This is a genomic window from Bradyrhizobium sp. BWC-3-1, from assembly GCF_032917965.1.
Lineage (GTDB): Bacteria > Pseudomonadota > Alphaproteobacteria > Rhizobiales > Xanthobacteraceae > Bradyrhizobium > Bradyrhizobium canariense_D.
The window spans coordinates 3,185,637-3,197,722 of record NZ_CP136625.1 but is presented as its reverse complement, the minus strand read 5'-3'; the positions used below and the strand labels follow the sequence as shown (position 1 = coordinate 3,197,722).

The following is a 12,086-nucleotide window of genomic DNA, read 5'->3' as shown; positions in this document are numbered from 1 at the left end:
TCACACCTCGAACGCGGACTTTGCCGGCACGGCCGCAACCGCGCCACGGTCAAGCAGCAGCTCGATCTTCACCAGCACATGGGCGATGCGATCGAGAACGTGCTGCACATTGCGTTGCGCCTGCATTGTATTCGGCGACCATGCCTCGGTCACCAATCGTGCGCCGACGCAGAGGCGCAACACGGCCTGCGGCGCACCGTCCTGCCGCTCCAGTCGGACCGGCTGGCCGACGAGACAGCGCTGGGCGGCCACTTGCCGGTCCGCCGCGCTGCCGCTGATCTCCTCGGCCATGTCGCACGCCAGCGCCCGATGCACGGCGCTGGTCTCGGCGAGCGAGACCGGCTTGCCGCCGCGCAGCAGCGTGAACGGAAAGATCGTGGCTTGCACGAACTCCTCGTCGTCCGCGCCGGACTTCTCGATCGCGGTGGGAACGGCACGAAGCGACGGCGACAACGCGATCATGCTGTCGGTGCCGGCTGCAAGCTCGGCCAGCATCCTGGCGCGGAAAGCCCCGGGCACGGCGTAGTAGCTGCCGATCTCGGCCAGCGCGGCCTCCCAGCGCAGCCATTGACCGAAATTCGGCCGGCGCTCGAACCGCGAGCGCAGCATCGTCCACGCCACCGGCCAGTCGCAGCGGCCGGCATAATCGAAGATGCCAGGCGCGATCCCGCCCATCCGGTCGATCGACCGCGACAGGCCTTTCGGCAGCAGCAGCGCACCGCTGAAGGCCGGTCCGCCGAAAAATTTCGAGCCGGTGATCAGCACCATGTAACCACGGTCGAGATAGGCGCGCAGCCGCCGGCGACCGAGCCGCGCCTGACAGGCATCGACGACAATTTGAACCTTGCGCGGCCAGCGCCGCGCGATCTCGTCGAGACACGCCTCGCTTGGGGCACGCCAACCGAGTTTTGACGAATCCATGATCTGCAACAAAACGCGCCGGCCTTGCGCGAGGCTGGTCTCGACCGCATGCAGCACCGCGGCATCGGCATCGGTGCGCATCGCAATGCCGGCCGCCATGTCGATCAGCGGCACCGCGATGCTGTCGCCGGCCAGCCCCGTCACCGCGCCGTCCTTGCGCACGGCCATGCCGCCTGCCGTCATCGTGCTGAAATGGTGGCCGCGTGCGGTATGCGGCGTCCCGCTTCCGGTCTGGTCGGCGCCGACCACGATCGTCACCGGCGCCGCGCCGAGCACCGCGCGGGCCACGAACAGGGCGTGAAGCTGGGAGTCCGTGCCGGACGGCGAGAACACGACGCCGATGCGCGACGAGAGCGCAAGGTGGCCGCGCAGCTCCTCGCGCATGTCCTCGCAGCGGGCGTCGAAGGCGATTTCGACCTCGTCGAACAGGCACTTGTGCATCAGCTCTTCGCGCGCCAGCGCGGCGCGGTCGTAGGCCATCTGCGAGATCGTCGATGCGGTCGCGGAGGCGAAATTCCAGAGCTCCGGCTCCGGCGAAGCCGCGCAGCCGTAGGCGTTGACACGGTCGTTCGGATCGAGCGCCAGCCGCGGATCTCCGCCGGAGGCGAGCAGCGTATCCAGTGGTGTGAAGAGATCGCGCAGGCGATAGCGCGAGCCGCCGTCGGACGCGCGCTCGCTGGCTGACAGACGGGATGCGCCGGCGCTCATCCCGAAAGGCTCACGCCGCATCGGCCGCCGCCGCGGGCGCCGGTGCGAATTGCGAGGTGATGTCGCCGTGGAACACCGACGGTCCGACGTGATCGAGCGAGCTCTCGATGTCGGCCCAGATCTCACCGCCGATATCAGTCCAGCGCTTGCAGAAGGCGAAGTCCTCGGACAGATAGGTGCCGGTCGCCGCATCGATCATGCATTCGAACAAGGCAAACCGGTTGTGGCTCGCCGCCAGCGTATCGTGCGAATGCTCGTGGAAGAATTGCAGGGCCGCGTAGTCCGGATGGCGGCACATCGCCTCCAGCACAGAGCGCCGGATCATCAGGAAGCCGGTGCCGGCGTAGCGCACGCGGGTGAAGCCGTTCACTACCACGATGCGGTCGGGGTCCTCGATCTCGAGCACGTAGTCGAGCGATGCGGCCGGCACGTCGGCGCGGCCGGACTGGATCGCCCGCGCGGCCTTGTCCCAGTTGATCCGCTTGATTGGATAACAGCCGGCGACGACGTCCGCGCCGCACTCGATCAGCCGGAACACCTGCTCCGGCTTGAATCCGATGTCGGCATCGATGAAGAGGAAGTGCGTCGCTTCGGGATCGTCCAGGAACATCGCGGCCAGATTGGCCCGCGCGCGCGTGATCAGCGCATCGCCGTCGCGCAGCAGCACCTTGAGCTCGAGATTGGCCATGCCGTGCACGGCGCGCTGGAGCGCGAAGATCGAGCTCGCATAGATGCTCGTCACCTGCCCGCCGAAACATGGCGTGGCCACCACCAGTTTCATCTTCTCCGACATCGTCAGCTCCGCCCCGCTGCAATCCTCACCAAGAGGTAAAGAGGCATGGTTAACGGCGCCTTAACGCCCGCTTACAGGAACTTGACGAGCGAGAGCTGCGCGAGGTTCGAGGTCACCTGGTAGGACGCCTGGAGCGCATTCTGGAGCGACAGGATCTCGCTCGCGACCTGGTCCGGCGAGGCTGATTCCGCCTGGTCGATGATGGTCTGGAGCTGCGCCTTGGCCTGGGTCTGACGCGTGCCTGCGTCCTTCATGGTGTTCTGGGCCATCGCGATGTCGGTCTGGATGTCCTCGATGCGCTGCTCGCCTGGCTGCTTCGTCAGGGCCTGTGTCACCCGCAGACTCAGCGCGGCGACCTGCCCGCCCGAATACTGCCCGGTCGGTGAGGTCGAGAACGTCCCGAACACGGCGACCGCCTGCAGCTCCTTGCGGATCGCGTCCTCGTTCGCCTGCGCGCCATACTGCACCGTGACGGAATCGTCGACCCGGGCCATCGCGGTGGAGCGCGGCGAGCCGGGGCCGTCATTGCCCAGGTACCATTGCACGGTGGTGGCCGAGCCGTTCACCAGCGTCGTCGCCGAGCCGAGGGGCGACGAGCCGACGCGCAGCGGAGCCTTTGCCGCCGTGACCGGGGAGGTCGTGAAGCCGAGCGCCGCGAACGCCGTGCTGTTCGAGCTCGTGATATTGAGGCTCCCGGGATCGTCCGTGTTGATCGTGATCACGCCGCCATGGATCGTCGACGGCTTCGTGGTGCCGGTGATCTGATCGATTTTGCCAAGCAGAGTTGTGATGTTGTCGGTGATGTTGATCTGGTTTGGGCCGCTGGCGCCCGAGGCGACAAAAGTCAGCGTCTGACCGTTCACCGTGATCGTATCGGGATTAACGGCAGGCGGACCCGCCGACCCCGCCTGGAACGCCGCTGAGAGGACTTCCGGGCCGCCCGTAGTCGCAATGCCGCTCAGCACAGTTGAACCGGTGATCTGAGGCGTCGACGCCACGCTGCCGCGCGTCACGCTGCTGAGACCGAGGGCCGTGGCCGCCGCGCCGCCGGTGACCGCCACGTCCGTGCCGGTGCCGGTCGCGATCTGGATATTGCCGCCGGCGCTCAGAGTTACGTTGGCGGCGGGGATGCCGGCGGCCGTCGCGATCGCATTCAAGATATCAGACACCTTCGCGGCGCTGCCCGAAGCCAGTCCGATAGTGGTATTGCCGCTGGCCGTTGTGGTGACGGTAGTGACGGTAGGGTCGAAGGTAATCGTGTGGGCGCCGCTCGCGCCGGTGATGGTCAGTGTGGTACCGGTCGGAGCGTTGGCGAGCGCGTTGAGAATGGTCCCGTTGAGATGGGGTGTCGCCGACGAATCGAGCGACGTGGTCGTAGACGCAATCGCCAATGCGCTGTCCTGCAACGCGACCGAGCCTGTCCCGGTCGTGGAGGTATAGGAGCGCAGATTGCCGGTGGCCGCCACATTCGCGGTGGCGGATCCCGCCGTATTGAAGAAATTGTCACCGGCCGTGATAGCGGACGCCGCCACCAGCGAGGTGCCGGCGAGCTTCTTGATCGCGGTATTCAGCGCAGTGTTGAGGTTCGTCGCCGTGATGTTCGGGTCCGGAGGAACGACCGGAACGACATTGGGATTACCGGGGTCGATCGCAAAGCTGCCGACAGGTGTCGGCGTCGCGGTGGACGCCGTCAGGTCGATCTGCTCGGTCGAGCCATCGGGCAGCGTGAACTGCACGCTGAGCTTGTCGCCATTTTTCGGATTGACGCCGTTGAGGTCGACCGAGAACGACACCGGCGAGCCGCTCGGGCCGGTGACCGTCGCGCCGGTCAGCGTCGAGGAGACCGCGGCGATCTTCAGGCCGAATGGCGATGCCGCGAAGTCCTCGGACACCTTCACCGAGCTCGGCGTCGGCTGTGGCGTCGTCAGCACCAGCCGGCCCATGCCGTTGGCGCCGAGGTCGGCGGCCTGACGCTCCGCCATGACGGTCTTGAAGCCCGCCTGCGTCGTGGTGCCGTTGATGATGTCGCCGGCATTCGCGACCGACGGCGTGTTGAAGGCGGTTCCGGAGAACAGATAGCGGTTGCCAGACTGCGTGTTGAGAACGCCGACCATCGAGCCGAATTGCGCAGCCGCAGTGTTCTGCGCAACCGTCTGGCCGTTGACGTTGAGATCCTGCGCGGTGTTGGCCGAGCCCGTCTGCACCGTGTTGCGGATCGTGGTCAGCGACTGCAACGCGGTATTGGCGAGGTTGATGCTGACGTTGACGTTGGTCATCGTGTCGGTATAGGCGGCAATGTTGGAGAGCTGCGCGCGCCCGGCGATCGCAAAGCCCTCGTTGGTGCCCATCCCGGAATAGTTCTGCGACAGCTTGCCGGTCGAGAGCTGCGTCGACAGGTCGGTGAGCTGCTGGTTGATGTTGCGGATCTGCGAGCCGAGAACCGACGAGGAGTAGTTGATGCTGCTGATCGACATGTTTCAGAGCCCTGTTACTTGTTACACTTGAGCCTGGAGCAACGTATTCATCATGCTCTGCACCACCGACATGACATGGGCGTTGGCGGCATAGGCATTCTGGAGCTGGATCAGGTTCGACATCTCCGAGTCCAGGTTGACGCTGGCGGTCGAGTTGAACTTGGCCTGCAGAGTCGAGACCACGACGCTCTGGCCCTGCTGGAGCTGGGTCGCCTGGGTCGCGGCATTGCCCTGAACGCTCAGGAACTGCTGGAGGTAGTTCGAGACGCTGCCGGTGAAGGGCTGGCTCGCCGAGCCCAGACCGGATTGCGGCGAATAGGAGAACACCGCCGAGGTGAGCTGCGAATAGAGATAGTCCGAGCGCGTGGTGTCGCCGGTGGGCGTCACCGGCGAGGTGTTGTAGACCGACAGCCTGGTCGAGTCGGTGGTGAGCTGCGTGTTCACGGCGATGCGTCCGGCAAGGCCGGTCATCTGCGAGCCCGATGCCGTGATCGCACCGGTGTAGAGCGCCTGCCCGCCATCGGTGAACAGCGGCAGTTGCGGATTGCCCGAGGTCAGCGACGAGATCGTCTTGGTGATCGAGGCCGAATTGACCTTGGCGAGGCCGCTGTTGTCGTCGGTAACCCGCAATGTGGTCGCCGTTGCCGGCGACGGGGCGGCGGCGAACGACAGATGCGAGCCGTTAAGCGCGGTGTTGAGCGCCGAGGCGATCGCGCCCATGCCGCCGGAGAAGTTCACCCCGATCTGCATCGGATTGGCGTTGGTGGGGTTCTGGAGCGGCAGCGCCGCCGGATCGGTCACGTTGACCAGCGTGACCTGCCGCTTGGTATTGGTGGTCGTGTCGGTGTAGGTGAAGTTGACGCTGTTGCCCGGCGCCGCCCCGGCAAGGTCGAGATCGAAGCCGGCCGGCGGGCCGGTGACCGTGCTGCCGGCCGTGGTCTTGTCCGACAACGCGCTCGACATCGTCGCGGCGAACTGGTCGATCTGGTTCTGCGCCTGCACCAGCGTCTGGTCGCGCAGCTTCAGATCGGCCGCGATCTGGCCCGAAGACACCACGTTGTTGGCGATGACGTCGACCGAGGATCCGTTCGGGAGCTTGATGTTGAACGCGCCGACGCCGGATTTGGCCGGATCGATGTTGTAGAGCGAAGTCGCCGACAGCGCGCCGGCGGACGCAAAGGTGAATTGCGACGCCAGCCCGGCGCCGACCAGCTGGATGCCGGTGGTCGTGTAGATGTTGGCCTGATTGGACCCGTCGGTGGTGACGTGGACGTCGACATATTTCGACAGCGTGTTGATGGCCTGGTCGCGCTGGTCCATCAATGTCGCAGCAGAGGGGTCGTGTTCCGACAGGCCCTGGAGCCGGGAGTTGATGTCGGCGACCTGCTGCATCGCCGCGTTGGCAGCTAGCGCCGAGGTGCTGAGATCCTGCTCGACGTTGGAGCGCAGCGACTGGATGCCCTTGGTGGTGAGGTTGAGCTGCTGCGCCAGCGTCTGCGCGGCGCCGAGCGCAACCGTTTGCGCCGACGACGAGCCCGCGTTGGTCGACAGCGCCTGCAGCGCCGTGGTGAAACTGTTCAGCGCGGTTTCGAGCGTACCGCTGTTGCCGGGCGTGCCATAGACATTCTGAAGCTGCTTCAGGATGTTCGCCATCTGGTCGGCGTAGCCGCTGCCGCCGGTCTCGGTGCGCAGCTGTTTCTGCACATAGGTGTCGAGTTCGCGGCTGACGCCGGTCGTCGTCACCGTCGAGCCGAAGTCGCCGGTGGTGACCTCGATCTGGTTCGGCGTCTGGACGACGTAACCCGGCGTCTGCGAGTTGGCGACGTTCGACGAAACGATCGAGAGCGCAGCCTGATTGGCACGCAGACCGCTCATCGCACTGGCCAGGGCTGAACTCAAACCCATGTTGACTTGCCGCCTTTGGTTACGTCACGCCCCAATCAGCGCAACACGTTCAAAAGATCCTGAACCATCGTATTCGCCGTCGTGATCACCTTGGTGTTGGCCGAATAGGCCTGTTGGGTCACGATCAGCTTGGTGAATTCGTCGGCGATGTCGGTGTTCGAGCCTTCCAGCGACGAGCCGCTGATCGAACCGGAAGCACCGTCGATGGCAGGGCCCGACTGTTCGGTCGCGGCGTAGGCGCCGCCGTCCTGCGCCTTCAGGTAATTGGTGCCGTTGAAATGCGACAACGAGACCTGTGCGAGGTCGAGGTTCTGACCGTTGGAGAAGGTCCCGACCACGAGGCCGTTGTTGTTGACGGCGACCGATCGAAGCTGACCGGCGGCGTAGCCGTTCTGGGTGATGGTGTTGATGGTGACCGCGCCGCTGGTGCTGGCATATTGCGTCAGCCCGCCCGAGGAGATGTTGAAGGAGACCGAGCCCAGCGACTGGCCGCTGACGCTGACATTGTTGATGGTGATACCCGAGCCGCTCGGCGAGGTCAGCGAGCCGTCGGCGGCAAAGGTGAAGGCCTGGCCGGTATTGACCCAACCGACCGTCGTGCCGGTCGCATTCGGGTCAGTCTGGTAAAACATGTTCCAGGTATCGGCATGGCCCGCGCCAAGCGAGGCACTGTCGGTCTTGGCCCAACGCAATTGCAGGTTCACCGGCGTGCCGGCTGCGTTGTAGGCGGTCACCGCGCCACCGCTGATCGATTCCTTGGTGAAGGTGGCGATGTCATTGCCGATCACGCCGCCGGTGCCGGCAACGCCACCACCGTCACGATTCTTGGTGATGGTCGAGGTGAACCCGAGCGCGGCGAAGGCGGCGCTGTTGGAGCTCGCCACCGAAAGGTTGGAAGCTGTGCCGGTGTTCAGCGTGATCACGCCGCCACTGCTGACCGACGACCCCGTTGCACCGGAGAGAGCGTCGATCTTGCCGAGCAGCATCGTGATGTTGTCGGTGACGTTGATTTGGTTCGGGCCTGACGCGCCGGCGGCCACGAAGGTCAGCGGCTGACCATTGACCGTGATGACGTCGCCGGCGGAGAAGCCCGATGTGATCACCTCGGCGCCGCCGGCCGCCGCCGCGCCGCTCAGCACCGTGGCGCCCGAGATCGCGGGCGAGGACAGCACGTTGCCGCCGCGCGTCACGCTGCTGATGCCGAGCGCCGTGGCCGCCTGGCCGCTACCAACCGCTACGTCGGTGCCGGTGCCGCTGGAGATCACGATGTTGCCGCTGGCGCTGAGCGATGCGGTAACGCCGGCGCCGCCGGCGGTCTGGATCGCGCTCAGGATGCTGGCCACCGTGGCCGTCGTGCCCGCGCCGAGACCGATCGTGGTGTTGCTGCCGACCGTCGTGACGGTGGTGCCGCCGTTGAACGTGACCGTGTTGCCGTTGATGTTGAGCACCTGGCCGCTCAGCGCGGTCAGGGTGGTGGAGGCGAGATGCGTACCCAGGGCGTTGTCGAGCGAAGTTGTGGTCGATGCGACCGCCGCAGAGTTGTTCTGGAGCGCCGTTGTGCCGGTCGCCGTGGTCGACGAGTACGGCGAGCGGACATTGCCGGTCGCGGCAGCGCCGGACGTCGTGGCGTTTGCATAGGGCGGAGGCGGCGTGCCGACCGGCAGCGGGTTGGCGGCGAAGTCCGACGGGTTCAGTCCGCCGGCGGCCAGCAGCGTCTTGGTTGCCGCCGTCGTGCTCGCCACGGTGTTCGGCTGGGTCGGCAAGTTCGCCGCGTATTGGATCGAGGTCGTCGCCTGCGCCGGGATAAAGTTGTTCTGGAATTTCAGGACCGTCGCAACGTTGCCTTGCGGGTTGCCGGTCTTCGGGTCGACTGTGACACCCATCAAATAGTAGCCGGCGCCGTTGACCAGATTGCCGTTGGCATTGAGCTGGAAGTCGCCGCGCCGCGTGTAATAGGTGACGCCGCTGAACACCGGCGCATTGTCGACGACGCCCGTCGCCTTCTGGATCGAGAAGAAGCCGTCACCGGTGATCGCCATGTTGGTGGCGACGCTGGAGCCCGAGATTGTGCCCTGCGTGGTGATGGTGGCCTTGGCGTTGGCGGTCACGCCGCCCGCGACCTGCTTGCTCGGGACCGAGGAGTCGGGAATGAGATCGACGAAGCTGGTGCCGATGCCCTTGTAAGCGGTGGTGGATGAGTTCGCGATGTTGCCGGAAATGTTCTGCAGCGCGTAGGACTGCGCCTGCAGGCCACCCACCGAGGTGTTCATTGCATCGAAGATACCCATAACTTTGTCTCCAGATCCGATCTCGGCGGCCGGTCGACCATGGCCGCAGTCGGAGGAGACTGTCGCAAGGGCTATGCCAATGCGGGTTTTCTCATGAAATCAATGGCTTGACGAAAAAGCCCCGGTCTGATGACCGGGGCACAATTGCCGGGACCGGCAACAATTGCCGGGACGAAACCTAGGTTGCGGACGCCGCCGCGGGATGGAAGACCAGCCCGAAACCGTCGATGCAGTAGCGCAATCCGGTCGGCTTCGGACCGTCGTCGAAGACGTGGCCGAGATGGCCGCCGCAGCGCCGGCAATGCACCTCGGTGCGGAGCATGCCGTAGGTCCGGTCCTCGGTCTTGCCGACATTGCCCTCGATCGGCTGGTAGAAGCTCGGCCAGCCCGTGCCGCTCTCGAATTTGGTGTCGGAGGCGAACAGCGGCAGGTCGCAGCCGGCGCAGGCGAAGACGCCCTTGCGGTGCTCCTTGAGCAGCGGGCTGGAGCCCGGCCGCTCGGTACCCTCCTTGCGAAGGATCTCATATTGCTGCGGCGTGAGCTGGGCACGCCATTCGGCGTCGGTCTTCTCGATCTCGAATTTTTGCGCGGCTTTCTCTCCAGCCTCAGCCGGCGATGCTCTGAGCCAGCGGAAGGCCGCAAGGCCGAACAGGCCGGCGACGGTCGTCAACAGGATGCGGCGGTCAAACATCTCATTCTCCATGCGGGAGCGTCTACGCCCTGAGATACGGGCTCTAACCGTCGACGTTACACTTCCGGGCGGAGTTTTTCTCACCTTATCGCGAGGCGCTGTCGTCCTGCGGGACTGGTTCCACGGCTTCCGCCACAGGCTTCGGCGGTGAGGCCGGCCGGGGCCGAACCCCGGGCGGCGGACGGCGCGGACCGGTCCCGGCGGCCCGGTTGGCTTCGGCCAGCCGCGCCTCGCGTTCCCGGTCCTTGACCCTGGCACGCTCGCGATAGCGGGCAAGCGAGCCTGCGGCGGCGGAACTCGCCCTGCCCCAGATTCCGACCAGTTGCCCGGCAACCCGCCCCGTCGTTCCCCCCGCCCAGACCAGCTCGAACGGCGAGAACAGCTTCCAGCGCTCGTCGCCCCACAGGATGCTGCGGGCGATCATCTGCCCGGCCATGGCCGAGGTGTTCATGCCTTGGCGGCCGAAGCCGCTTGCGACCCACAGGCCTTTGCGCAACTGGCCGATCTGCGGCATCCCGTGCACGGTCTGGCCGGTGGCGCCGCCGAACATGTCGGTGATCTCGACATTGCCGAGCTGGGGAAAGATCGACCGGATCCGCCGCCTGACGCTGCCTGCAAAGCGCTGCGGCCGTGCGGCCCAAGTGGTCTCCGGACTTTCCCACATCAGCCGGTCGCCATCGACGATCCGGAAATGGTCGACGCCGTCGGAATCCATCACCGATCCCTTGAAGCCGATGATCTCGTGCACGCGCTCGCCGAGCGGCGCGGTGATGCCGGCATAGCGCCAGACCGGCAGCAGCGTCTCCGACAGGCGCCGCAACGGCGCGCCGAGATGGATGTTGCCGGCGAGCACGATATGGGTGGCGCGCAGCCGCGCCGAGGGCGTGACGATGCGCTTGCGGATGCCGGAATGATCGATGCTGACGACCGGCGTGTCCTCGAAGATGCGGGCGCCTGCGCGCCGCGCCAGCGCCGCGAGGCCGTGCACATATTTGCGCCCGTCGACCTGGAACGCCTTCGGATAATACACGCCGTGGAAGTAGCGATCGGTCTTGAGTGCGGCGCGGACGCGATCGACCTGCCAGCCCTCGGCCTCGGTGTCGAAATCCTCGTTCAGCATCTGCAACCGGCTGATCAGCCGGTCGCCGGCATCGACGTTGGAGACCTCGAGCACGCCGTCGGTCGGGCCGATCCCGGGCATGTTCTCTTCGGTGGCGTTGGCCCGGACGAACTCGGCGCCCTCTTTCGACAGTGTCCACAATTCCCGCGCATCCTCGAAGCCGATGCGCTCGATCAGCTCGGCGAGCGGCAGCGCGAAGCCCGGCATCACGGTGCCGAGTTGATTGCCGGAAGCGTTCCAGCCGATGTGGCGGCCCTCGAGCACCGCGACGCTGGCCCCCAGCCGGGCCGCCTCGAGCGCAATGGAGAGCCCTGCAAGCCCCGCCCCGATCACGCAGATATCGGCGTCGAGATCAAACGACAGTCGCGCGCGTTCACGAAAGCCGGCTTCTTCCTGGGACACGCTTGTGAAAGTCTCGCTCATGCCGTTTCTTAGAGCATGATCCGGAAAAGTGTGCAGCGGTTTTCCGAAAAGATCATGCTCAAAACAAAAATTTAAAGCGCGATGGGGATTATCCTAATCTCATCGCGCTTTAGAGGACTGTGCAGGCCCTTGTCACCTTGCCCTCAACCGGCACCTGTAGATTATTCTGGACGCGCAACGATTCGAGAGTGCCATGCGCCGTTTGATGCTGCTGCGTCACGCCAAGACCGAGACTGACGCGCCGAGCGGCCGTGACCAGGACCGCCGGCTCGACGACCGCGGCCACAAGGATGCCGCCGAAATCGGCGACTGGATGGCCGCCCATCCCCCCTTTCCCGAGGCCGTACTGGTATCGCATGCCGTCCGGGCTCGGCAGACCTGGGACATTGCCTGGGAGACCATGAAGGACCGCGTCGCAGCGCCGCAGGTCGAGGTCCTGCCGGAACTCTACGCCGCCGATCCCGCCCAGATCCTGGAATCCATTCGCACTGCAACCATCCCGGCTGATCCGAGGCAATTGCTGCTGGTCGGCCACAATCCGGGCATGCACGAGATCGCCCTGATGCTGACGGGCGGCGGCGATCCGGCCGCCGCCAAGGCGCTCGCCGACAATCTGCCCACGTCGGGGCTTGCGATCTTCGAGTTTGACGTCAAGGATTGGGGTGACGTGGCTTACCGCCGCGGTAGGCTGGTGCTGTTCGTCAGTCCAAGGCTGCTTCGAAGCTAAGGCTACTTCGAAGTTAAGGTTGCTTCGAAGCTAAGG

8 protein-coding genes are annotated in these 12,086 nt (G+C 65.5%); 1 reads left to right on the top strand and 7 read right to left on the bottom strand.

The window, feature by feature from the left end; translation table 11 throughout:
• The 7 genes from RX329_RS15240 to RX329_RS15210 form a co-directional block, all read right to left on the bottom strand.
• Entirely contained in the window at nucleotides 1-1,650 is a 1,650-nt protein-coding gene (locus RX329_RS15240; protein ID WP_166517474.1) for a hypothetical protein, read from the bottom strand.
• Nucleotides 1,640-2,422 carry a hypothetical protein gene (locus RX329_RS15235; protein ID WP_085348252.1) on the bottom strand — a complete coding sequence of 261 codons (783 nt, stop codon included), beginning with the start codon at nucleotides 2,420-2,422 and terminating at the stop codon, nucleotides 1,640-1,642. The genes RX329_RS15240 and RX329_RS15235 overlap by 11 nt, the downstream gene beginning before the upstream one ends.
• A gap of 71 nt (nucleotides 2,423-2,493) precedes the next feature.
• Complete coding sequence (locus tag RX329_RS15230; RefSeq protein ID WP_085348253.1) at nucleotides 2,494-4,896, bottom strand: flagellar hook associated protein; 2,403 nt, start codon at nucleotides 4,894-4,896, stop codon at nucleotides 2,494-2,496.
• Nucleotides 4,897-4,917: 21 nt separating this feature from the next.
• Nucleotides 4,918-6,801 (bottom strand): flagellar hook-associated protein FlgK, encoded by a 1,884-nt coding sequence (gene flgK / locus RX329_RS15225; RefSeq protein WP_085348254.1) that lies wholly within the window; start codon nucleotides 6,799-6,801, stop codon nucleotides 4,918-4,920.
• 35 nt (nucleotides 6,802-6,836) lie between these two features.
• Entirely contained in the window at nucleotides 6,837-9,089 is a 2,253-nt protein-coding gene (locus tag RX329_RS15220) for a flagellar hook-basal body complex protein (RefSeq protein WP_085348255.1), read from the bottom strand.
• Nucleotides 9,090-9,267: 178 nt separating this feature from the next.
• On the bottom strand, nucleotides 9,268-9,780 hold the full coding sequence (gene msrB / locus RX329_RS15215; RefSeq protein ID WP_026233843.1) for a peptide-methionine (R)-S-oxide reductase MsrB: 513 nt from the start codon (nucleotides 9,778-9,780) through the stop codon (nucleotides 9,268-9,270).
• A gap of 85 nt (nucleotides 9,781-9,865) precedes the next feature.
• Nucleotides 9,866-11,323: an FAD-binding oxidoreductase gene (locus RX329_RS15210; RefSeq protein WP_317246103.1), complete on the bottom strand. Its 1,458-nt coding sequence runs from the start codon at nucleotides 11,321-11,323 to the stop codon at nucleotides 9,866-9,868.
• A gap of 193 nt (nucleotides 11,324-11,516) precedes the next feature.
• On the opposite strand from RX329_RS15210, the gene RX329_RS15205 reads away from it, so the two are divergent.
• Entirely contained in the window at nucleotides 11,517-12,050 is a 534-nt protein-coding gene (locus tag RX329_RS15205; protein ID WP_085348850.1) for a SixA phosphatase family protein, read from the top strand.
• Nucleotides 12,051-12,086 lie beyond the last annotated feature (36 nt).